This is a genomic window from Pedobacter sp. R20-19 (assembly GCF_000708265.2).
GTDB lineage: Bacteria > Bacteroidota > Bacteroidia > Sphingobacteriales > Sphingobacteriaceae > Pedobacter.
In genome coordinates this window covers 266114-290102 of record NZ_JCKI01000009.1, presented here as the reverse complement: position 1 = coordinate 290102, position 23989 = coordinate 266114, and the positions used below count along the sequence as shown (strand labels likewise).

Sequence of the window (23989 nt, the reverse complement as noted above, 5' to 3'; positions counted from 1 at the left end):
TTGTTTAATTCTGACCAGTTTTAACTATTGTTAAAAATAGTCTTCTTTTGTTTTGTCTGTTAGACATCACCTTTAAAATAAAGCTACTTAATCATGTACTTCGATCAGTACTCCATTAAACCCGCTTTCGCTACATTGACATCTCTTTTAAGAACTTTCTCGGCATATCCATCTCGGTCGCCTTTTCTATATATCTTCAAACTTCAGTTCGCTTAAGTCGTATTCGTCTTAGCTTGTTTTTCGTCTGCTTCAATCTTGTTTTCTAATCGCCATGACATCCGCCACTTGATTCTTTTTTTACCCTTCCTTTCGGTTGGGAGTGCAAAGGTAGAAATCTTTTCTGAACTTCCAAATAAAATAATTTTATTTTTTCCGTCCTTCTTTTCTTTCCAACCTTTCAATCTGCCAGTCTTTATAACCAGCTTCCCGTTCCTTCCGAACCGGGCTGCAAAGGTAATGATCTTTTTCGCTTCAGCAAATTTTATTTGAAATAAATTTTGCCACTTTTCTTACCTCAATACATCATTAACACGCTTTTCAGCACCAGCCCTTTCCTCCGAAGCGGGATGCAAAGGTAGCAAAAATTAATACCGCTGCAAACGCATCGGCCCTATTTTATTATTTAAAATCATAAGACCCTGTAAATCATCATAAAAAAAATCAAATAAATAAAACATTTTCAAAGGATGGGTGTTTGCAGGAATTTTTAATAAGGTAAAGGGGGAAGATTTGCCTAAATGATTTTAAACCATATAGGCATAGAGAACATATAGGCGATAGGAATGGAATTATTTTAGGTGAATGCAACTAGTAGGTCAAGCATACAGGCAAGAGGAAGTTTTAAATAGAATTCTGAATAGGGAGTGTTACTAAAGCTTTATTGGCTTAACACTACATGAATAAATTGAAATTCATCATACATCCTTAACCACTCCTTAACTATATATTACTAATCTAATAGATTATTTTAGTTTTTCTGATCTCTCTATAAGGAAATAACTGAGCTCCACTCCTCTTCTGTCGATAGTATTCAGCTGCTTGAAGCCTAGTTTTTGCAAAACTTTTTGAGAACCAATATTTTTTAAATCAGTTAGGGCTACGATTTCATTTGTATTGGTGTTTGCAAAACCATAAATTAAAAGAGCTCTGGCAAGTTCAGTGCCGATTCCCATTCCCCAATATGATTTAATTAAACTGTAGCCAATTTCAGTTTGATCCGGAACCTCTATAAATGGCCTATAAAGACAAGTACCAATGAAGAGGCCATTTTTAGCGTCAAATATGCCCCACCTTCCAAATGGTCCGAGATGATAATCTTTTAAGGCCGTTTCAAAAAGTTGATGATATTCGTTGGCATGCAGTTGAGGAAGAAATCTGGTCACCTCTTTATCTTCAAAAAGGGAGCCAAATAAAGGTCTTTCAGATGATAGAAATTCGCGGATTACGATTGTTTTACTTTGATAAAGTATCATATATTATGAAAGCTGTCACATATTAAAGTATGAATGTATCTATCAATAAATGCAACGGATATTCTACAAAATCTAATAAACTAAAACAAATAAAAAAAGGATGCCATCTGACATCCTTTTAATCGTATTATATACTAAACAAGATCAAAACGATCTAAGTTCATCACCTTTGTCCAGGCTTTTACAAAATCTTTAACAAATTTTTCATTTCCATCAGCACTTGCATATAATTCAGCAATTGCCCTAAGTTCTGCGTTGGAACCGAATACTAAATCAGCACGACTGGCTGTCCATTTTGGTTGTCCAGTTGCTCTATCACTACCCAGGTAAGTTTCTTTTTCATCAGAAGTGGCTTTCCAGGCAGTATTCATATCCAATAAATTTATAAAAAATTCATTGGTGAGCTTTCCTGGTGTACTTGTAAATACACCATTTTTTGAACCATCAAAATTGGTATCCAATACCCTTAAACCACCAACTAAAACAGTAAGTTCAGGTGCGGTTAAAGTAAGTAACTGTGCTTTATCAATCAATAGTTCTTCTGTTGAAACAGATGATTTTGACTTACGGTAGTTACGGAAACCGTCGGCCTGAGGCTCCAGATAACTAAAAGATTCTATATCAGTTTGGGATTGTGATGCATCCATCCGCCCGGCTGTAAATGGAACATTAGTAAAATGCCCAGCATCGCCAGCAGCTTTTTCTACAGCTGCTATACCAGCTAAAACAATTAAATCAGCTATTGAGATCTGTTTTCCATCAATTTGACTGCTATTAAATTCTTGTTGAATCTTTTCCAATAAGCCTAAAACCTTTTGCAACTGAGATGGATTATTTACTTTCCAATCTTTTTGAGGCATTAAACGAATACGACTACCATTGGCTCCACCACGTTTATCAGAACCCCTGAAGGTAGAGGCAGAAGCCCAGGCAGTAGATACTAGCTCTGACACGGTTAAACCTGAAGATAATAATTTAGCTTTTAATGCTTCGATATCGCTATCACTTACCAAGGCATGGTTAACTGCAGGTATAGGATCTTGCCAAAGCAATTCTTCCTGAGGCACATCCGGACCTAAGTAACGGCTTATTGGCCCCATATCCCGATGTGTTAATTTATACCAGGCACGTGCAAAAGCATCCGCAAATTCATCTGGATTTTCCAAAAAGCGTCTGGATATTTTCTCATATGCCGGATCAAAACGCAAAGCAATGTCTGTGGTAAGCATTGATGGCAAATGTTTCTTCGTATGATCAAAAGCATCAGGAATAATAGCTTCTGCATTTTTGGCTACCCATTGATGTGCGCCAGCCGGGCTTTTAGTTAATTCCCATTCATAAGCAAAAAGATTTTCGAAGAAGTTATTACTCCATTGAGTTGGAGTGGTTGTCCAGGTAACTTCAAGTCCGCTGGTAATGGTATCTGCACCTTTACCACTTCCATAGCTATTGTTCCATCCAAATCCCTGGTTTTCTATTCCTGCAGCTTCAGGTTCTTTACCAACATGATCTGCAGAGGCTGCACCGTGTGTTTTTCCAAAACTATGACCGCCGGCTATTAAGGCTACCGTTTCTTCATCATTCATGGCCATTCTTCCGAAAGTATCGCGGATATCTTTAGCAGCCAATACCGGATCAGGGTTTCCATCAGGTCCTTCTGGATTTACATAAATTAACCCCATTTGTACCGCTGCAAGTGGCTTTTCAAGATTACGGGAATGGATATCTCCATCAGCATCATCATCACTCACTAATACCCCATGTTCTTTATCCGCACCATCCGAACCATGACCATATCGGAGATCACCACCTAACCAGGTTGTTTCAGATCCCCAATAAACAGATTCATCAGCCTCCCAGGCATCTTCTCGTCCGCCGGCAAAACCGAAAGTTTTGAAATTCATAGATTCCAGCGCTACGTTTCCTGTCAGGATAATCAAATCGGCCCAGGAAATCTTATTTCCATATTTTTGTTTAATTGGCCAAAGTAATCTTCTGGCTTTATCAAGGCTTACATTATCAGGCCAGCTGTTTAATGGCGCAAAACGTTGCAATCCTGCGCCTGCTCCACCACGACCATCTCCAACGCGGTAGGTTCCGGCACTGTGCCAGGCCATACGGATAAATAATCCACCATAATGACCAAAATCTGCCGGCCACCAATCTTGTGAATCAGTCATTAATACTTTCAGATCATTTTTTAGTTCTTCAAGGTTAAGGCTATTAAAAGCATCAGCATAATTAAAATCCTTATCCAATGGGTTTGATAAGGAAGAATTCTGCCGTAGAATATTTAGTTTGAGTTGATTTGGCCACCAGTCGTGATTTCTGGTTCCACCTCCTCCAACATTCTGTTTCATGCTCCCATTATGAAACGGGCATTTGCTGATATCATTTGAATCGTTTTCCATTATTTTATGTTTTGTTATTTGAAATTAATCTATGTTTTTGATAAATTATTTAAAGTTAAAGGTTCCTTTTTAGAAATCACAATCGAATAATTCTATATTTCCATAGTCAAAATCTATCTGAAAGGAGGTCAGTATTAATATCTGGCATCCTTCTAATTCTTATGATAGGTAAATGAATTATTGGAGATAAGTTAAGAATATAACCTTTTATATAGCATATTTGCGATGTAATATAATTAGGAGCCATATGATCAAAGATGAAAAAGTTTATGCAGTTATTACTGGAGCTAGCAAAGGAATAGGCAAATCAATTGCCACTGAACTGGCTAAAAAAGGCTTTAATCTTTTATTAATTTCCCGGTCTGCCCAGGAACTTGAATCACTTGGTCACGAGCTTGTAGCACAGTATGGTATTACAACTGATTTTTTGGCTATAGATTTAAGCCAGTCAACTTCACCAAGAGTAGTATTTGATTGGATTACAGATAAAAAATATAGCGTTAATGCCTTGGTTAACAATGCTGGTTATGGGCAGTGGGGCCAGTTTAAAGATTTAGATCTTCAAGCTCAATTGGAAATGTGCCGACTAAACATGGATACATTGATCTCTTTATGTCATCTGCTAATACCTTCACTGATAAAACAAAAACGAGCATATATCCTTAACATATCCAGCACCGCAGCGTACCAGGCTGTACCTACACTCGCTATTTATTCAGCAACAAAGGCTTTTGTGCTCTCTTTTTCGCGTGCATTACGATATGAATTAAAAAATACATCCATATCGGTTACCTGTTTAAGCCCCGGCCCTGTAGATACCGGATTTGCACATCGTGCAGGATTAGATGCATTTAGTAAAATGGCCGAAAAATTTAATATGCAACCTGCTGAAGTCGCTAAAATAGCCATAAAAGGAATGCTTGCAAGAAAGTCAGAAATTGTTCCGGGCTTAACCAATAAAGTAAGTGTTTATGCAAACCGATTTCTGCCAAAGTCATTTATAGAAAAAATGGCGGCTGGTATATATAAGGTATAACATTAGCTTATCTTTTAACCAGATCTTATTTTGCTCAATAGAAATCGCTCGCAAATAAATTCATTTGAATAATTCATTTTTGATTGCATAAGCATGAGGAATCAACTAAAAGAAATAAAAAGACTACAAAATCTATAGATTTTATATAAATAGTAATATATTTGCTGTATAATTCATTTCTGAGGAATTAAATAGTCATGTGGCCGAGTGGTTTAGGTACAGGTCTGCAAAACCTTTTACGGCGGTTCGAATCCGCCCATGACGTCTACAAATCAATAGAGATCGTTTATCTCCTACTCATACGTGTTTCTTTGAATAATGAATTGCTATTAAACAAAAAAGCCCTCAAGTACAATATTGAGGGCTTTTTAAATAGCTACAAGTGCTTATTTTGCACTGTTTTTTTTCTCTGTAACTTCAGCTCTGATTTCTTGAGCCAATACTTTTAAGTCTTGCATTGCTTTACGAACACGAGTTCCAGCTGCAGCATTTCCGCCATCATAGAATTTAGCAATATCAGCTTCAACTGAAGCGATAACTTCTTGTACCTGTTTGAATTTTTCCATAGTTATGAATAATTAAGATGAATAAATCCATCTATAAATTAATGTAAACCCATTTAGGGGCTCACAAAACTAGTAAATCCGATCAGATTACAAAAAAAATCTGCCAAAGACTTTACGATTTAAAAGAATAAGATCGTGGCTTTTCTTTAATTCTATTGAAACATTCATTTTTTTGATAAAATCACTGAAATCAGAATCTTGAATATAAATAATGATTTATCCATATATTTACCCCTCTGGTGAAGCTTATATAGCTGATACTTTCACAGGATGATGACTTCAAATATTTGTAAGCAAATAATGTGTTTGACAACAAACAATTGGCGGATTAATGTGTATTGTTAGCATGAAAATATTATTCATGCTGCCTATCGTCCTATTGGGTATTGCCTGCCACAATACTAACCCAGAGCAAGGCTCCGGAGGTAAGAAAGTAGATCGTCAAACTACCCTTTCGAGTTCAGGGATTGTAGATTCGGCGAAAGCCATTATTGATCAGTCGGTTGCTCTGAAACAAGAATTGAATCAGGGAAAGATTAGTCAGAAATATTTTCAAAAAAGAAATAACAGTATGATGGCAACTTATAAGGTGTTGTATAATAGCCTTTCTCCGGCAGATACACTCGAAATTTCTAAACACAGGCTATTAAAAGAGAAAGAAATGCTCACGGATTCTACCATCAAAACAAAAACTCAAAAATGAGCTTAGAGCAAGAAAAATCAGCTGAAACACCCAAACCCGTGGGTAAGTTTGGCAATATGTTTATTACTTTATATAATGTATTTGGATTTATAGGGAGATTTTTCAGAGAAGCCTTTCTGCCACCATACGAATTTAAGGAACTGATGAGGCAGTGTTATGAAATTGGCTATCGTTCTGCACTGCTGATATCCACTACAGGCTTTATTACAGGATTGGTATTTACTAAGCAATCCAGACCATCATTATCAGAGTTTGGCGCAACTTCATGGCTACCCTCTTTGGTAGGAATAGCTTTATTAAGAACACTTGCTCCATTACTTACAGGTCTTATAGCAGCCGGAAAAGTAGGTTCTAGTATTGGTGCCGAACTGGGTTCTATGAAAGTAAGTGAACAGATTGATGCCATGGAAGTAAGTGCCACTAATCCATTTAAATTTTTGGTAGCAACCAGGGTGCTGGCCGCCACGATTACCATGCCCATCCTCACCTTTTATACGGCCATGGTTGGTATGCTTGGTGCCTTACTAAATGTTTCGGTAAATGAAGGTACCAGTGCCACTACGTTTTTTCAAAGTGCGCTAGAAAACATCACCTACCTGGATATTATTGCCAGTACGATAAAAGCCATCATATTTGGTTTTACCATCGCTATTGTGGGTTGTTATCAAGGCTACCACTCCTCAAAAGGTACTGAAGGTGTGGGTAAGGCTGCCAATTCTGCTGTAGTAACAGCAATGTTTCTCATTTTTGTTGAAGAGGTGGTTTGTGTTCAGATTTTTAGTCTTTTTAATACGTAACTGAATATGACAGCAAAAGATATGACCGATTTCAATGCAGAAAAAGTAATTGAAATTAAGGCCTTACATAAAGCATTCGGATCTTACCAGGTTTTAGAAGGAGCTAACCTCGATCTCTATAAAGGAGAAAACCTGGTGGTATTGGGAAAAAGCGGTACAGGTAAATCGGTATTAATTAAAATTATAGTGGGTCTACTTCGTCCGGATAGCGGATTAGTGAATGTGTTAGGCCATAAGGTTGATGAAATTTCTTATCAGGAATTACTTGATCTGAGGTTAAGAATTGGATTTTCTTTTCAGAACAGTGCACTATATGATAGTATGACTGTTCGGGATAACCTGGAATTTCCATTGGTTAGAAATCGAAAAGACCTATCAAAATCTGAAGTGAATGCACTGATAGAAGAAATGCTCGATGCCGTAGGGTTGGCTCAAACCATTAATCAAATGCCCTCAGAACTATCAGGTGGACAAAGAAAGCGGATTGGAATAGCCAGAACACTTATTTTGAAGCCAGAAATTATGCTTTATGATGAGCCAACTGCTGGTTTAGATCCCATTACTTCAAAAGAAATTAATAAACTAATTAATGATGTTCAGGAGCGATATCATACCAGTGCAATCATCATTACCCACGATTTAACCTGTGCAAAGGAAGTTGGCAATCGCGTAGCCATGCTCATGGAAAGGCGTTTTGAAAGGCAAGGAAGTTTTGAGGATATATTTAATTCTGGCGATGAGCTGGCACAACCATTTTTTGATTACAATTTTATACAATAACCATGAACGATAATAAAAAGAAAATAACAGTCGGCATTTTCATTGCCATAGGCATACTGATATTTGTGGTGGCGATCTTCACCCTCGGGAGTCAAAAGAAAACCTTTGTTAAAAGTTTTACCCTCAATGTAGTATTTAATGATATTCAGGGATTAAAGAAAGGAAACAACGTGTGGTTTTCTGGTGTTAAAATCGGAACGATTAAAAAGATAGATTTCTTTGGTACATCGCAGGTAAAGGTTGCCTTAAGCATTGAAGAAGATGTACATAAGTATATTCACAAAGACGCAGGAGCCAGTATTGGTGCTGATGGATTGATCGGAAATAAAATTGTAGTACTTACTGGTGGTAATCCTAAATTTCCATTTGTTGAAGATGGCGATATGTTAAAAGTAAATAACTCACTTTCTACTGATGACATTATGAAAACGCTCCAGGTGAATAATAAAAACCTGGTTGATGTAACTTCAGATTTCAAATTACTTTCCCGCAACCTGGTAGACGGTAAAGGTGCAGCCGGTGCACTTTTATCAGACGAACAATTGGCTCAAAATTTCAAATCGATGGTAGCTAACCTGAACAAAACTTCCTTAGCTACATCAAAAATGGCTTTGGAGTTGAATACCTTCGGAAAAACCTTAAATAACAAAAATGGATTAGTTAATAAAATGATGACAGATACTGCTGTTTTCGCAAAGCTGGAAAAATCATCACAAAGCCTTCAAAAACTAACACAATCTGCATCAGTAATGGCTGCTAATTTAGAGGCTGCATCAGGCAAACTCAAAACGTCTGATAATGCTGCAGGATTGTTATTAAATGATGCCGCAACAGCACAACAAGTGAAATCAATAATGGCTAATTTGGAAAAAAGCAGTAAAAAATTAGATGAAGATCTGGAAGCTTTACAGAGTAACTTCCTATTGAGAGGTTTCTTTAAAAAGAGAGCAAAAGATTCGCTTAAAAGACAACAACAATAGATATTCCATTATAAAGAAATGCATTCAATTCTACAGCAGAATTGGATGCATTTTCATTTTGTAGAAATTCAGTTCAAAGTCATGATAGCAAACAAAACTTGCACAGCGGCACTGAATGTTGTATATTATCGAAAACAGCAGATTAACCGTTCTCAAAACTTTATTATTCACTAAAACTTTAAAAATTTGGCATTAAAAAAAGCAGGATTTAACAGAGGGCCACGCTTACCCTTCAGAAAGAAAGAAGCAGAACATAAAATTAACCAGTTAATTACTGCTCCCGAAGTAAGATTAACTGGAGAAAATGTAGAAACGGCAATTTACCCCATAGCCGAAGCATTAAAACTGGCAGAAGAACAAGGGCTCGATCTTGTCGAAATATCTCCAAATGCAGTACCACCAGTTTGTCGTATTGTAGATTACAGTAAGTTTCTTTATGAACAAAAAAAGAAACAGAAAGAGATCAAATCTAAAGCTAAACAGACTATCATTAAAGATATCAGGTTTGGTCCGAATACCGATGATCATGATTTTCAATTTAAACTAAAACATGCTATATCCTTCCTTGAAAGTGGAGAAAAGGTTCGTGCATTTGTACATTTTAAAGGGAGATCAATTGTTTACAAAGACCAGGGAGAAATCTTATTATTAAGATTTGCACAGGGCTTGGAAGATGTTGGAAAAGTAGAATTACTTCCCAAACTTGAAGGAAAAAGAATGTTTCTTACGCTAGCACCTAAGGCTGGAAAGAAATAAAATAATAATTCGATCTGATGCCCATTAGCCTGGCATCAGATCTATACTTTTACTAATCCTTCTATATTAAGATTGCTAAAAATCATTGGTCTACCAGTATCTATCTCTTTTTGATTCTTGAAGGATCATAGTGAAGACCGGGGGATAACCAATACAGCAATACCAAACGCGAGTATCTATAATTTAATGGTGAAAATATCAATACTCCGGCAAAAATAATGACTACAAAATACCATAGGTTTTCATAAACAATATCTAGCCCCAGCACATAAGCGGCCACACCCAAAGATATAATTTCGGCAACATTCATGGCGTAGCTTACAAACATCGAGACATAAAAATACCCTGGTTCACGTTCAAATTTGAGGTCACAAACTTCACAAACCTCCTTCATCTTCTGAATTTTAAATCCATACATCGCCCCGGTAAATATAGAACCTATGCGGCACCTTGGACATTTTGCATTGATAAATGCAGACCACTCAGAAACCCGTAATTCAGAATTATTTTGCTTTCCTAACGCTACTTTATCCATATTATATAAGGTGAATAACTAATTCAAAATGAACTTCACCTTAATTTAGAACAGTAAAGATCATCATAGGTTTTATCATATGTATACTAATCAACAAAATGATCACAAAAAAACCTTTATTAATAGCAGTAAATTGATATTAAAAAGTGCTTATGGAAAAATGATTGCAGAAAATCTTTAGAAATTTCAATCAAATAAAAAGCAAACATGCTTTAGATCATCGGTAATTAATTTTATACTATAATTTGACGGAAACTGAGCAAATATTTACTACTCAGTTTCCATTAATATATAACTAGCGAAGGTTAACTTCAAAACCACCATAACTTACCATATCGGCACTATGCGCAATATTTAAGTTTAGCTTAAGTTTTTCTATAATATCTTTTGCCGTTTGAATAGCCTGGTGGATATTACTCACCCCTCTGATTTCTATACCTGAACGCATCACCTTAAATTTTGTTGGTTCATAACGATCTATAAATTTTTGCAAATCTTTTGCTATTGGTTTTTGTGTGCTCATTTAATATATTTTCCAATAATAAGCGCATTCAGACTGAAATTGTTTTAAAATTCAGATAAATGCTTACAACATTTGGGCAATACCAATTCGCCCCTTTTTGCGATGAAGTTCCTTTCTGCCGAACCTTTTAAACCTATAAGATTTTAAAAACCTTATAGGTTTAATCATAAAAATATTTAAACAATCATACTGATTGGTTTCTCACTAACCAGCCTAAGTTTTATTTCATTAATAGGTTAATAACATCGAATTTATAAGCTTGAACAAAATAAAAAAGGCCGCATAAGTGCCGGAAGAGCAAAATATAGTTTTAAAGGTCATTATTTGGATTAGTATGATCTTCGAATTTACGATACATCCTTCGGCAAGAGATAATTAACCCGGTTGAAAATAAGTTTCTCAAAAAAAATAAATATGAATGATAATCCCTACAAAATTTTACTACTTTTGGCGACCAAACAAATAACTAATGCGCCCTCTTAACTCTACATTGCAATTTATTGCAATTTTCAAGCTATACGCTGTTCGTATTTTCAGCTTCGTTACACTTTTTTTATTACTCAATACCATTCATGCACAAGGTCAGATCGATACGGCTAATGTTCAAGCCCCTATCTCTAAATTTGAGATTGGTGTTGCAGGAGGATTAACAGTGAACAAATTTAGTAGTGGTCAGCCTCAAACAGGAACCAATACCGGATATGATGCCGGATTACTGCTTACCTATAACGTTTATAAGCAATGGAGTATCCAGTTGGAGGCAAGCTTTACCCAACAGGGCGGCCAATTATTAACTTTTAAAGATGATACCAGGTATGGTTTGCCAGAGAGTTTTACAACCAAAAATGTTAAAAACAGCTCCGTACATTTAAATAGCCTAAACATACCTTTGCTTTTAAGGTATACTATTCCGATAAAGAAAGACTGGAAACCAGCCCTATATATTGGAGGGAGTTATGCCTATAACTTCAACGTAATCGAGCGCTATCAGAAGACAGGTAATTTATTGCCAGGAGAAGATATTATCACTACCGTAACAGATTCAGAAAATGTGACCAGTAGGTATAACAGGGACAGACTAAACCTGATTGTAGGGGCAGATCTACGGTTACCACTTTTTAGTAATGTAAAATTGCTATTAGACTTCAGATATATGGCTGGCGCAACTCCCGCATATGAAAACTACTCCTACATGGAGAAAATAGGTTTCGGAAGCGAAATCAAATCCAACTCTTTTATAGCTAAACTGGGCCTAATTATTCCGGTACAGTAACTTAAAAATCTTAATCCAGAATTAACTCATATGAAATTAAAATTTACCAGACTATTCTTAGTTGCCCTGGCGCTCTATGCAACAGGGTGTTCAAAAGACGAATTTTCAGAAGCAGATGCAATTGCTGCCCAAAAGGAATTATTAACGCTAAAATACCAGCATGAGATGGATTTAGAAACGTTAAAACAAAAAGGTGCCAATGCACTTCAACAACTTATTAATACAGCTGCACTGCAACAGCTAAAATTGAATGATAGTTTAGCCCGTACAAGTGCGGTAGCTGCCGCAAAACAGGATTATAGCGTAGCTGTTACTGATGTGGTAACCAATGCACCAGTGGCTGATGCTGAAGTAATTGTTTCATCAGAAGGCAAGCTTTTTTCAACCAAAACAAGTGCACAAGGTATAGCAACGTTTTCTTCTTTGTATTTGTTTCCTACCAGTACTTTCTTAATTACCAAGACTGGCTATGCAGCAACACAAATTATGCGTAAGGATATCACTTTAGGAACGGCAAAGTTGTGGAATACAGCAGAATTGTCAAACGAAATTTCAGGAACATTATACATTGATACCGATTTAACCAATTCCACGCCAGAAAAAGTTGGCGGAAATGTATTGGTTACGGCTTCTACATCTGTCCCTAATGGCTTCAATGGCTCATACAGCGTACAGTTTCCAGCTTACACTACAGCAACTGGTAATTATTCACTAAAACTACCTGCGGCACCGGGTGGATATGCACTTAGTTTTGCACAAATAGAGGCTGATCAGAAATTGTATGTTTATGGTACAGAAGATACAGATGCTTCCTTAATGCCCTTTCAATTACCTTATGTAGCTTCCGTTAAAACTTATTTTAACGTAAATTCTTATGGTGTAAATATTCCTAGTATTATCAGCCCTATTTATCTGAAATTTCCAAAAGATAAATTAGGTAGAGAGCTTTATATGCAAGTAAATGGAAACTATAACAGCACAGCCTACATGAGTTCGATTGCTGATGGTTATCAGATAGAGCGCCTTAATGTATCTAATTACAACTACTACAATGGTGTGTATTATGATTTAAATCAAAGCACATTTGATGCAAACGCTAAATTAGATGTTTCGGTTGTAGACATTACAGGTAATCTGATCAAAAGCCAACCGCTTTTAAGTGCCACTACCAACAGTTCAGGAAAAATACAAATAACCAATTCTGCAGAAGGCGGATATGGGTACGTTCATTTAAGAAGAGATGCTGCCGGAAGGATCGTGGCGAATGCCAAAGGTGTAATTTCAAAAGCTACTGTTTATGATTCTTCTCAAAACTTATACGTTTTAACTTATAATTCAAATTTAAACTTTGCAACCAATCTGGGTACAAGTTTAAATTACTTACTCCCTAATAAAGGTGATAAGAGAATCGTTAACTTCTATTATGGTGCTGGAGAAAGCAGAGTAAAGAAGGTATACTAAAAAATACGATCCTATAAAAGTTTCAAAAACCCTTGTAAGTTTACTTGCAGGGGTTTTTACATGGATAAAACTTTGTATCTGTACAAAATCAGTCTATTACCGAATTGGTTTCTGGCGTAACTCATCAAAAGAATTGTTGCCAATCCAGTATCAAATCTGATTAATTGAAATAATGATTATAATGAGCCATACAGACAAATTATTTGAGCTTTAGAAGAAACCACAATAGGCAATCAACATTGATCTTTGTATCATGAAAAACATCACAAAAATGCAATTAGGTCAAAATGGGCCATTTGTTTCTAAACTTGGCTTAGGCTGTATGCGCATGTCTTCGATCTGGGGCGGTTCTACACCCGACGAAAAAGAAAGCATCGCTACCATTCATGAAGCTTTAGATAGCGGCATCAATTTTTTAAACACCGGAGATTTTTACGGTGCCGGCCATAATGAAATGCTAATCGGCAAAGCCATTAAAGGAAGACGAGATGATGCCTTTATTAGCGTAAAATTTGGCGCTATATTCTACAATGGACAGCCTTTGGGAATGGATCTGCGCCCTATCGCCATCAAAAATTTTATAAACTACTCACTTACCCGTTTAGGTATCGAAACCATCGATCTTTACCAGCCTAGCCGAATGGACGACAGTGTGCCTGTAGAAGATATTATTGGAACGGTTGCCGACTTAGTTAAAGAAGGTAAAGTACGTTATATTGGCGTATCAGAAATCACGGCTGAGCAACTTCGCCAAGCGAATAGCATTCACCCCATTAGTGCATTGGAGATTGGCTATTCGCTTGCTGATCGTCAAATTGAAAGTGAGCTGCTACCAGCGGCAAAGGAATTAGGCATTGGCATCGTGGCTTTCGCCAATACAGCTGAGGGATTGTTAACTGGTGAAATCAAAGCACCGCTTGCCGAAAATGATTACCGTAACCATTTTTCACGATTCCAAGGTGAAAACCTCATTCATAACCTGGAAAAAGTAGAAATTTTGAAGCAATTGGCCAGCAATAAAAATTGCACACCAACACAGCTTGCAATTGCCTGGGTAAAAGAGCAAGGAAATCACATCATGCCTTTAGTGAGCATGAGCCGCAGATCTCGCTTACCAGAAAATATGCTGGCCATGGATATTGTATTTACACCCGAAGAAATGAACATTTTAAACACTACTTTTGCAATAGGTGCCATACATGGCGGCACATACTTACAACGCTAAATGACCAGTCCAGAAGAAATTCTCCCCGGCGTGATCTTTTATTCCTACCTCTCTGCAAAGCGGAAGGAAAAAGTTTGTTTATGGAACCATCATACCTTAATCCTGCAGGTTTCAGGAAAGCTTGTTTTAGAAACCTCCGAGCAAAGCATCTCAATGACCGGAGGAGAAATGTTACTGATTCGCAAAAACCAGGTTGGTAATCTGACCAAAACACCACTACCCGGCGCAAATTATGAAACAATTGTAATTTCCCTGCAGGAAGATCTGTTGTGCAAAATTGTATTAGAAGAAAAGCTTGAAGCAGATCAGAAATATATCGGCCCACCAAATCTATTAATTCCATCCAACGAATTCCTGCAGGGATATTTTCAATCCATTGTTCCTTATGCCCGAAGCTCAGGAGCGACGATGACTGATGAAATGGGCATTTTGAAAGTGAAGGAAATTGTTAAATTACTTCTGCTGGCCTTGCCACGACTTCGCAATTTCTTATTCGATTTTTCTGAACCCCATAAAATTGATCTGGAAAGGTTCATGCTGAGTAATTTTCATTTTAACGTTCCTGTTGAAAAATTTGCACAGCTTACTGGCCGAAGCCTGGCAAGTTTCAAACGCGACTTCCAGAAAACCTTCAATTCACCACCAAGACAGTGGCTACAGCACAAACGACTGAATGCTGCAAAATACCTGATCGAAATTAAGCACCAAAAGCCTTCTGCAATCTACCTCGATCTCGGCTTTAAAAGCCTCTCGCACTTTTCTCATGCTTTTAAAACGAAGTTTGGCAAGTCACCAAATGAGTTGACATGTATATTTACTGAGTTACCATTAAAATAAACAGGAATAGTATCATTAGAAATTGGAGATTATTTTTTTTGAAAAAGCTTTGTATCTTAGCATTTAACGCTTATTCAAACAATAATGATTAAATACCTAAGTTTTAGTCTTTCCATCACTTTCATGTCTTGGATAGTGGGCATTATGATCAATTTAGTTTTACTCAAAACTGCTTTCTATCGCCAATACCTATCAAATTTAATGATCATAAAAAATGAAAACATCAGCAATAAAATTGGGCTGAAACCATTTAAATGGATAATTCAACATTCATTTTTTAAATATTTCAATCCTAAACTTTCTATAAAGAAAAGAATTAGGCCAGGCGAATTGGATCATCTCCGAAATGAAATGACAACTGCTGAAATTGGACACCTTATAGCATTTATTTTTGTGATGATATTTGCCTTTGTGATGATCTTTAAAGGTAAGTTCATGTTTGCTTTAATCATGACCATCGTAAACATCCTAATGAATTTATACCCATCCTTATTGCAACAGGAAAATAAAAGGCGTATCGATCAATTTAAAAATAAAATGAGCTCAAAAATCTTAGCTATTTAGTTTTCATTTAATAACCTGAATTCAATAATTATGAATTGATTTAAACACCACGGTCTTCAGCGACCCTCCGATACACCAGAGGCATTATCTTTTTTCGTCCTTTCCCTTTCAGGGGAAAGGTGCAGATAGACGGATAGGGGTTTAAACTAAATGACCTGCTCAAATAGTATTTAAGCCACATTTTAATCCAATTCAAGTTAATAACCTTGAATGATTTACTTCTCCATATCATTCATTAATCATCTATGAGGTTTAACAGCTCAATTTCCATTAAAGGATAGATTGAGGTACTAATTTCTGCCCTTAAGCAGGAAAGTTTTTCATTATACATAAATTTTTATCTGAGAATATTATATTTGATAGATAACCAGATATTAAAATGAATAACAAAACAGTTTATGATGCGATAGTAGTTGGCTCTGGAATTAGTGGTGGTTGGGCAGCGAAAGAGCTTACAGAAAAGGGACTGAAAGTGTTGCTTTTAGAACGCGGAAGAAATTTCGAACACATTAAAGACTATAAATCTGCACAAGGTGATCCTTTTTCATTTCCTCATCGTGGCAAAACAACTTTAGAGCAACAAAAAAACTATCCGGTTATTCATCGTGGCTGGGCAGCTCATGAGCCTATAATGGATTATTGGGCAAACGAAAAAGACAGCCCTTACGTAGAAACTAAGCCATTTACCTGGTGGCGCAGTTATCAAATGGGCGGACGTTCTATTCTTTGGGGCCGCCAGAGTTATCGCCTCAGCGACCTTGATTTTGAAGCAAATGCAAAAGATGGCATCGCTATAGATTGGCCCATCCGTTATAAAGATCTAGCGCCGTGGTATGATTATGTAGAGAAATTTGCAGGTATCAGTGGATCTAAAGAAGGTCTTCCACATTTGCCTGATGGCATGTTCCTCCCGCCTATGGATTTAAACTGTGTGGAAAAGGATGTAGCCACCCGAATAAAAGCACACTATAAAAATGAACGGCACCTGATTATTGGCCGTGTGGCAAATCTTACGGCCGCCATTCCGGAGAGAACTAAATGTCAGTTCAGAAATCGCTGCTGGGAAGGATGTATTTTTGGCGGCTATTTTAGCACGCAATCTTCTACCCTGCCTGCTGCTTTGAAAACTGGCAATTTAACCGTCAGGCCATTTTCTATTGTAACCCAAATCCGCTACGATAAAGACACTAAAAAAGCAAAAGGCGTAGAAGTACTTGATGCCGAAACCAATCAAACCTATGAATTCAACTCCAAAATTGTTTTCCTCTGCGCTTCAGCATTAAACAGTGCATGGGTATTACTTAATTCTGCAAAAGACATTTGGCCAGGAGGCCTGGGCAGTAGCAGTAATGAACTTGGTCACAATGTGATGGACCATCACTATAACCTGGGCAGTTCTGGAACTGTTGATGGATTTGAAGACAAATATTATTACGGAAACCGTGCCAATGGTTTTTATATTCCCCGATTTGTAAATCTTGGTCAGGATAAACGCGATTATCTGAGAGGCTTTGGCTTTCAGGGCAGCGCAAGCAGGTCTGGCTGGAGTAACAACATTCCCGAATTAGGAATAGGCGGAGCCTTTAAAGAAGCAATCACTGAACCCGGTGGTTGGACTATCGGTGCGACCGGTTTTGGAGAAATTTTACCAGATCATCGAAATAAAATATCATTAGACCCAAACATGAAGGATAAATGGGGCTTGCCGGTTTTAAATATGGATGCAGCACTTCAGGAAAACGAGATTAAAATGCGTAAAGATATTTTAATAGAGCTTGAAGCCATGTTTGAAGCCGTAGGTGTTAAAAATATTAAAAGTTGGGATAGCGGTCATGCCATGGGTCATGGCATACATGAAATGGGAACGGCAAGAATGGGACATTCAGAAAAAACATCCGTATTAAATAGTCAAAATCAGGTATGGGACTGCAAAAACGTGTTTGTAACAGATGGCGCCTGTATGACATCATCTGCCTGCCAAAATCCCTCATTAACTTACATGGCACTTACCGCCAGAGCTGCAGACTTTGCAGTAAGTGAATTGAAAAAAGGAAACCTTTAAGTACAAAAACATGGATAGAAGAGATTTATTAAAATCAATAGCCATATTAACCGGCGGAACGCTGATTGGTGCAGATGCTTTACTGAGTAGTTTCACCTATCCTGATAAAAAAGTCATTGGCATATTATCTCCAAATCAAATCAGTTTGATCAATGAGCTTGGCGAAACCATTTTGCCTGGAACGGCTAAATCGCAAGGTGCAAAGGCTGCAAATGTGGGGGCATTAATGAATACCATTATCTCTGATTGTTACACAAAAGAACAACAGGCAACTATTGTAGAAAGCTTAAAAAAAATTAATGTTGATATCCAGAAAGACATCAAAAAACCTTTCTTAAATGCCAGCCAACTGGAAAGACACCAGTTCTTAACAGCATTGGATCAGCAGGCCTACGATTATCAAAAGGAGAAACAAATAAAAGATAAAGATGGTAAAAAAAGTAATGATCAATACATGCCACTACCAAACCATTATTTTATAGGTTTAAAACAACTGATTCTTTGGGCATATTTTAATTCAGAAATTGGCGCAACTGAAGCACTTCGGTTTGTTTCTGTCCCTACCCGTTTTGATGGCTGTGTACCTTATCACAAAGGTGATCGTTCATGGTATTAAAAAAACAATTTTAATGCTATTTCGTTATTTGCAACACCCTCTTATTTTTCAAGGACTATCGGGTGGAAACCTCTTTTAAAAATGGTTTTTTATACATTTTGCTAAATAACTTTAATAAAACATAGGCTTTACCGAAGAACGCCGTCAATCCCAAGGGCCAGAGAAATCAAAAAAAACGTAACCACTCATTCTTAACCTAACTTACAATTTCAATTCATATATTGACCCTATAACAAAAAGATAAGACCTCACTAAAACATCCCATATAATGAAAAAACTATTATTGAACTTCCTGCTTTTCACCACGCTCGGCTCCTATGCCCAGGAAAATTTAAATTTCAACAAACAAAAAGAAATTACATCTCCCGAAATCAATACTGATCGAAGTGTAACGTTTAGGCTGGATGCGCCGCAGGCGAAAAAGGTAGAACTGCAAGGCGATTTATTAGCAGCACCAGGAATAGCCGAAATGAAAAAACAGGCAGATGGCATTTGGACTTACACCACATCGCCATTAAAGCCAGAACTGTACAGCTATTCTTTTGTAGTAGATGGTTTAAAAATCAGAGATGCCAATAATGTTTATCAGATCAGAGATGTGGCATCAGTAGTAAATGTTTTAATTATAGGTAGCGGCAAGGCCGACAATTATTTAGTGGCTAATGTACCCCATGGTACTGTTACCAAAAGATGGTATAATTCTCCTGGTAATGGAATGGACAGACGGATTACCATTTACACCCCGCCAGGATACGAAAGTGGCAAAAACAAATACCCGGTATTGTATTTATTACACGGCATGGGTGGTGATGAAGAAGCCTGGACAGCCCTAGGCCGTACGCCACAGATTTTAGATAACCTGATTGCCGCTGGTAAAGCCAAGCCAATGATTGTAGTGATGCCAAACGGAAACGTAGCGCAGCAGGCAGCACCTGGTGAAGATGCTAAAGGCTACTATAAACCCACCATGCAATTGCCACATACCATGGATGGCAAAATGGAAGAAACCTTTCCCGATATCATCAAATTTGTAGAAAACAATTACCGCGTGAACGCAAAACCATCGCAACGGGCCATAGCAGGTTTATCTATGGGTGGCTTTCATTCTTTACATACATCCAGGTTCTATCCAAAAACCTTCGATTATGTCGGCCTGTTTTCTCCGGCCATTATGCCATTTGGCAAAACAGAATCACCTGTATATACAGATATTGATGCCACCTTAAAAAGCCAGTTTAATAATAACTTAAAATTGTATTGGATTGGCATCGGTAAAACTGATTTTCTTTATCAGGCAGTAGCCGATTACAGAAAGAAGCTAGACGGAATTGGTTCAAAATATACCTATGTAGAAAGTGAAGGCGGGCATACCTGGTCTAACTGGCGCGATTATCTGGTGCTTTTTGTACCACAGTTATTTAAATAAAATCCAGGATTAGAAATTGTGGATTAATTAATCCCCATCAGTTTCACTTATATCCTTACCAAACAACCTTCCCTCGTCTAATTCAGACTGGGGAAGGTTTCCATCCCCTCCCCCTCTTACTTGGCAGCATAGTCAAATCACAGATGAAGTATTAATGGCTGGCATGAGCCAAATAAAAGCCTTATTGCTACTGCAATTTCTCCTCTTATTGCTTCAATTTTAATTAACCAGTACAACTGCCTGAATGCTGCACAATATATTGATGATTAAAATATAAAAATGTTAATTCATCGTCAGAGCATTGTGGCTACATCTGCAAATATTTAGGTATTCCTGAAAAACCATTACACCATTGTGAGGGTTGTTATAACAATCAGATTATCAACAGGAAAACTAAAAATTACTACCATGAAAACAAAAATCTACCTGATTGCCATTGCCGGCTATGTGCTGATGGCAACTGCCTGTTCAAAAGGAGGCATTATTGATCCCGAACCAGAATCAGTAAGTGGCCCCGGTGTAGAAACCAACCCACCTAATACCAGCTACACCCCTGCCTTTGCCGGACAAACCAGAATTACAGCAGTGCGTACCAACACCGCTTTTAAAGGCACTGCCATATCTACCGCACTTACAGCACCATGGGGCATCACCACACTACCTGATGGAAGACTATTGATCACACAAAAGGCAGGCACCATGCGTATCGCAACAACCAATGGAACGTTAAGCGCACCGATTACAGGGCTTCCTGCTGTGAATGCGAACGGACAAGGCGGATTGCTAGGACTTTGTATTGATCCACAGTTTAGCACCAATAGAATGGTTTACTGGGTATTTTCAGAAAACGTTGCCGGTGGAAACCAAACTTCAGTAGCTAAAGGTAAATTAGCGCAAAACGAATTAACCATTGAAAACGCAACGGTAATTTACCGTGCAGGCCCGGCTTATAACGGTACGCTCCACTATGGTGGAAGAATCTTATTCGACCGTACGGGAAATCTTATTGTGAGCACCGGAGAGCGATCAGACTTAGCAACAAGACCATTGGCACAGTCAGTTACTGCTGGCTTAGGAAAAGTTATCCGCATTAATACCAACGGACAACCCGCAACAGCTAATCCAACCTTTAGTGCTTCCAGTGCACTTCCTGAATTGTATAGCATCGGGCACCGAAACCCACAGGGATTGGCACTTCATCCCGTAACCGGAGATATCTGGCAAAGTGAACATGGCCCACGTGGCGGCGATGAACTCAACAGGCTTCAGGGTGGAAGAAATTATGGCTGGCCTACGATTACTTATGGCATTGAATACAGCGGTGCGGCCATTGGATCCGCCATTCAACAGCAAAATGGACTGGAACAGCCTGCTTATTACTGGGATCCGGTGATCTCGCCGAGTGGCATGGTATTTTACAGCGGTAATCGCGTATCTGAATGGCAAAATAACCTTTTCATCTGCTCCCTTTCTGCCACTCACATTGCTCGCTTAGTTATCATAAACAATAAGGTAACTGGTGAGGAAAGACTCCTTGCTAGCGAAGGTCAACGTTTCAGAGACATTACCCAAGGTACAGATAATGCCTTATATGCGGTTACCGATGGCGGAAGGCTATACCGAATTGACAAATCATAATATAAACCTAAGATTACTTAATCGAATTCAATTTATTAAAAATGAACTACAAAAAAGGCGAAAGGGTCATAAATCCCTTCGCCTTTTCCATATCAATATGCTCAATAGATCCACATTATTTTTTCTTCAAAAATTCATTATCTAAATCATTCAACAATTCATCATAGCCTTTTCTATCGATAAAAGATTCAGGATGATAAGCATCGCCAGGTTTATGCTTATGATCAAGTTCAAACTGACTTGCATGAGAGGCCAGCCAGATATCAAAGTTTAGCTTTTTCATTTCCCCAATGGTATAAGCATAGTCTTTAGCAATATCCGGATAGACTGTTAATTCAGAAAACTTTTTATCAGTAACGATTGTAGGCATATTGGCAATCAAAACCCTATATTTTTTTTGTCCATCTTTTACATCAAACAGAAAACTACAAGAACCCTTGGTATGGCCAGGATGATGAAGCATTTCTAGCTTCATGCCACCTAAACTCACCATGTCACCATTGCGCAATAAACGGTCGGCCATGATTGGCTTAAACATGGTTCCATGTCCACCAAGCGCATAATCAGATCGACCACCATCTTCCGCGACAGCAGCATCTTTTTCATCCACCATAAATTGAGCACCTGTAACTTTTTTAATCTCGGCCATGGCTCCCATATGGTCGTAATGAGCCTGTGTGGTCAGTAAAATCTTAATTTCATTAAATTTAAAACCCAATGTTTCCACATTCGCTTTAATGATGGGAAGTGAAGCTGCAAGACCGGTATTGATGAGGATATTTCCCTTTGGTGTGGCAATCAGGTAGCAAGCCAGATCAGCAGTACCCACATAATATAAGTTACCTGCGATACGAAAAGGCTGATAAGGTTGAGACCATTCGGCTGGTATATCTTTAGGTTCTGCTACCAATTGAGCAGATGCAAGCGTAGAAGTGAACAGCAAACACAAGGTGACAGCTATAAAATTGAAATAATGTTTAAGCACGGGAATCATTTAGCTTTAATGTTCCGTAATAATAGCTATTTTTTTTAAAATGGCCCGTATCATGGTATTCAACCTTTCGGTTTTGAGTGCCAATTATATGTCGGCTCAGTTTAACAGAACGGCAATACCTCAATAATTTCAAAAAAATATGCGGAAAGTTTTAGCATAAATGTATCTTTGTTGCAATTGGACAAGGCAGTAAACTTATATCGTAAAAAAAGATTCACCCAAATCGGGGCGTTTTTGTTATTGGTATTATTTACAAGTGCCTTGCTCATTCAGGCGCTTCACCATCATGAACAGGATGTTCCCGATTCCTGCAAATCCAAATACGAAAAGGTACAGGCATCCACTCAGTTTAAAACCAATAAGGTAAATTGTAAACTCTGCGAGATTGTTAAACACCAATCCCATCATTACACTTTACCACTACCCAATACCAGTTTAGTAAAACTGGAAATCCCTTTCAACCATCATTTCAGGTATTTTCAGAAACATCCTGTAGCTTATATTCTTGCTGCAGCCAACAAAGGGCCACCCAGCTTTATAGCTTAATTCTTCCTACACAGGATTTTTCTTTCTGATCACATCAATTCTATTCATGGCAAGTCCTCAGCGGCTTATCCTTTAATTTATATTTATTTATGCTTCAAGCCATTTCATTATCCAAAAATTACGGATCATATCAAGCCCTTAATCAATTAAACCTCACAGTTAACCCAGGAGAAGTATACTGCCTGCTTGGCCAAAACGGTGCTGGCAAAACCACAACCATCAACCTTTTTTTAGGGTTTATTGAGCCCAGTAACGGAAAAATTTTAATCGATAACAAAGAAATTTCTACAGGTGATGATCAACGAAGGAAACACCTTGCCTATATTCCTGAAGTGGTGATGCTTTATGGAAATCTTTCAGCTATCGAGAACCTGAATTACTTTTCTAAGCTGGCTGGTTTTGATTACAGTGAACAAGAACTGGTTCAGTTTTTAAGCAATTGTGGTTTGCAGTCTACCGCGCATCATAAACACCTTGCAGGATTTAGCAAAGGCATGCGCCAGAAAGTGGGTATTGCCATTGCCGTAGCAAAAAATGCAAAAATCATTTTAATGGATGAACCCACCAGCGGGCTTGATCCAAAAGCTACCGCAGAATTTACCGAACTGGTTAAGAAACTTGCATCCGAAGGAAAATCCATCCTGATGGCTACGCATGATATTTTTAACGCCGTAAGCCTCGGCACACACATCGGCATTATGAAACAAGGCGAACTCATTCACACCTTAAAGGCCAGTGAAATATCAGCTTCAGACCTTCAGGAATTATACTTACAAACCATTTAATCA

General features: G+C 37.8%; 24 protein-coding genes and 1 tRNA gene. 18 read left to right on the top strand and 7 right to left on the bottom strand.

Annotation, left to right across the window (positions count from 1 at the left end):
• Positions 1-212: 212 nt before the first annotated feature.
• The 3 genes from AN34_RS20405 to katG form a co-directional block, all read right to left on the bottom strand.
• Entirely contained in the window at positions 213-401 is a 189-nt protein-coding gene (locus AN34_RS20405; RefSeq protein WP_029288752.1) for a hypothetical protein, read from the bottom strand.
• Between the two features lie 561 nt (positions 402-962).
• Complete coding sequence (locus tag AN34_RS20400; RefSeq protein ID WP_029288750.1) at positions 963-1472, bottom strand: GNAT family N-acetyltransferase; 510 nt, start codon at positions 1470-1472, stop codon at positions 963-965.
• 134 nt (positions 1473-1606) lie between these two features.
• The gene (gene katG / locus AN34_RS20395; RefSeq protein WP_029288748.1) at positions 1607-3883 is read right to left on the bottom strand and encodes a catalase/peroxidase HPI; all 2277 of its coding nucleotides are present in this window, start codon (positions 3881-3883) and stop codon (positions 1607-1609) included.
• A gap of 247 nt (positions 3884-4130) precedes the next feature.
• On the opposite strand from katG, the gene AN34_RS20390 reads away from it, so the two are divergent.
• Positions 4131-4919 (top strand): SDR family oxidoreductase, encoded by a 789-nt coding sequence (locus AN34_RS20390; protein WP_029288746.1) that lies wholly within the window; start codon positions 4131-4133, stop codon positions 4917-4919.
• 193 nt (positions 4920-5112) lie between these two features.
• Positions 5113-5184, top strand: a tRNA-Cys gene (locus AN34_RS20385).
• Between the two features lie 121 nt (positions 5185-5305).
• On the opposite strand, the gene AN34_RS20380 is transcribed toward AN34_RS20385, so the two are convergent.
• On the bottom strand, positions 5306-5485 hold the full coding sequence (locus tag AN34_RS20380) for a hypothetical protein (RefSeq protein ID WP_029288744.1): 180 nt from the start codon (positions 5483-5485) through the stop codon (positions 5306-5308).
• 346 nt (positions 5486-5831) lie between these two features.
• Here AN34_RS20380 and AN34_RS20375 point away from each other — a divergent pair, with 346 nt between their 5' ends.
• The 5 genes from AN34_RS20375 to infC all read left to right on the top strand — a co-directional run bounded on the left by AN34_RS20375 (position 5832) and on the right by infC (position 9501).
• Positions 5832-6188, top strand: a complete 357-nt coding sequence (locus AN34_RS20375; protein ID WP_029288742.1) for a hypothetical protein — start codon at positions 5832-5834, stop codon at positions 6186-6188.
• Positions 6185-6985 carry an ABC transporter permease gene (locus tag AN34_RS20370; protein ID WP_029288740.1) on the top strand — a complete coding sequence of 267 codons (801 nt, stop codon included), beginning with the start codon at positions 6185-6187 and terminating at the stop codon, positions 6983-6985. The genes AN34_RS20375 and AN34_RS20370 overlap by 4 nt, the downstream gene beginning before the upstream one ends.
• A gap of 6 nt (positions 6986-6991) precedes the next feature.
• Positions 6992-7765, top strand: coding sequence for an ABC transporter ATP-binding protein (locus tag AN34_RS20365; RefSeq protein ID WP_029288737.1), 774 nt, complete (start codon positions 6992-6994; stop codon positions 7763-7765).
• Positions 7766-7767: 2 nt separating this feature from the next.
• Positions 7768-8745 carry an MlaD family protein gene (locus AN34_RS20360; protein ID WP_051666761.1) on the top strand — a complete coding sequence of 326 codons (978 nt, stop codon included), beginning with the start codon at positions 7768-7770 and terminating at the stop codon, positions 8743-8745.
• Positions 8746-8931: 186 nt separating this feature from the next.
• On the top strand, positions 8932-9501 hold the full coding sequence (gene infC, locus AN34_RS20355; RefSeq protein WP_051666760.1) for a translation initiation factor IF-3: 570 nt from the start codon (positions 8932-8934) through the stop codon (positions 9499-9501).
• Positions 9502-9601: 100 nt separating this feature from the next.
• Here the strand turns inward: infC and AN34_RS20350 are convergent, their stop codons facing one another.
• Positions 9602-10036, bottom strand: coding sequence for a hypothetical protein (locus tag AN34_RS20350; RefSeq protein WP_029288731.1), 435 nt, complete (start codon positions 10034-10036; stop codon positions 9602-9604).
• A 295-nt stretch (positions 10037-10331) separates the two neighbouring features.
• Positions 10332-10559, bottom strand: coding sequence for a hypothetical protein (locus AN34_RS20345; RefSeq protein WP_029288729.1), 228 nt, complete (start codon positions 10557-10559; stop codon positions 10332-10334).
• A 469-nt stretch (positions 10560-11028) separates the two neighbouring features.
• On the opposite strand from AN34_RS20345, the gene AN34_RS20340 reads away from it, so the two are divergent.
• From AN34_RS20340 to AN34_RS20300, 9 genes are all read left to right on the top strand, one after another.
• Positions 11029-11832 carry a porin family protein gene (locus AN34_RS20340; RefSeq protein ID WP_029288728.1) on the top strand — a complete coding sequence of 268 codons (804 nt, stop codon included), beginning with the start codon at positions 11029-11031 and terminating at the stop codon, positions 11830-11832.
• A 30-nt stretch (positions 11833-11862) separates the two neighbouring features.
• The gene (locus AN34_RS20335; RefSeq protein WP_029288725.1) at positions 11863-13293 is read left to right on the top strand and encodes a hypothetical protein; all 1431 of its coding nucleotides are present in this window, start codon (positions 11863-11865) and stop codon (positions 13291-13293) included.
• A gap of 253 nt (positions 13294-13546) precedes the next feature.
• Positions 13547-14518, top strand: coding sequence for an aldo/keto reductase (locus AN34_RS20330; RefSeq protein ID WP_029288723.1), 972 nt, complete (start codon positions 13547-13549; stop codon positions 14516-14518).
• Positions 14519-15355, top strand: coding sequence for an AraC family transcriptional regulator (locus AN34_RS20325; protein ID WP_029288721.1), 837 nt, complete (start codon positions 14519-14521; stop codon positions 15353-15355).
• Between the two features lie 84 nt (positions 15356-15439).
• The gene (locus AN34_RS20320; RefSeq protein ID WP_029288719.1) at positions 15440-15919 is read left to right on the top strand and encodes a hypothetical protein; all 480 of its coding nucleotides are present in this window, start codon (positions 15440-15442) and stop codon (positions 15917-15919) included.
• A gap of 379 nt (positions 15920-16298) precedes the next feature.
• Positions 16299-17981 carry a GMC oxidoreductase gene (locus AN34_RS20315; protein ID WP_029288716.1) on the top strand — a complete coding sequence of 561 codons (1683 nt, stop codon included), beginning with the start codon at positions 16299-16301 and terminating at the stop codon, positions 17979-17981.
• Positions 17982-17991: 10 nt separating this feature from the next.
• The gene (locus AN34_RS20310; protein ID WP_029288714.1) at positions 17992-18597 is read left to right on the top strand and encodes a gluconate 2-dehydrogenase subunit 3 family protein; all 606 of its coding nucleotides are present in this window, start codon (positions 17992-17994) and stop codon (positions 18595-18597) included.
• A gap of 268 nt (positions 18598-18865) precedes the next feature.
• Positions 18866-20023: an esterase gene (locus AN34_RS20305; RefSeq protein ID WP_029288712.1), complete on the top strand. Its 1158-nt coding sequence runs from the start codon at positions 18866-18868 to the stop codon at positions 20021-20023.
• 408 nt (positions 20024-20431) lie between these two features.
• Positions 20432-21661: a PQQ-dependent sugar dehydrogenase gene (locus AN34_RS20300; RefSeq protein WP_029288710.1), complete on the top strand. Its 1230-nt coding sequence runs from the start codon at positions 20432-20434 to the stop codon at positions 21659-21661.
• Positions 21662-21776: 115 nt separating this feature from the next.
• On the opposite strand, the gene bla is transcribed toward AN34_RS20300, so the two are convergent.
• Positions 21777-22655, bottom strand: coding sequence for a subclass B3 metallo-beta-lactamase (gene bla / locus AN34_RS20295; protein WP_082468478.1), 879 nt, complete (start codon positions 22653-22655; stop codon positions 21777-21779).
• A gap of 234 nt (positions 22656-22889) precedes the next feature.
• On the opposite strand from bla, the gene AN34_RS20290 reads away from it, so the two are divergent.
• Positions 22890-23201, top strand: a complete 312-nt coding sequence (locus AN34_RS20290) for a hypothetical protein (protein ID WP_157263364.1) — start codon at positions 22890-22892, stop codon at positions 23199-23201.
• A gap of 89 nt (positions 23202-23290) precedes the next feature.
• A complete protein-coding gene (locus AN34_RS20285; RefSeq protein WP_029288704.1) occupies positions 23291-23986 on the top strand; it encodes an ABC transporter ATP-binding protein in 696 nt (231 codons plus the stop codon).
• Positions 23987-23989 lie beyond the last annotated feature (3 nt).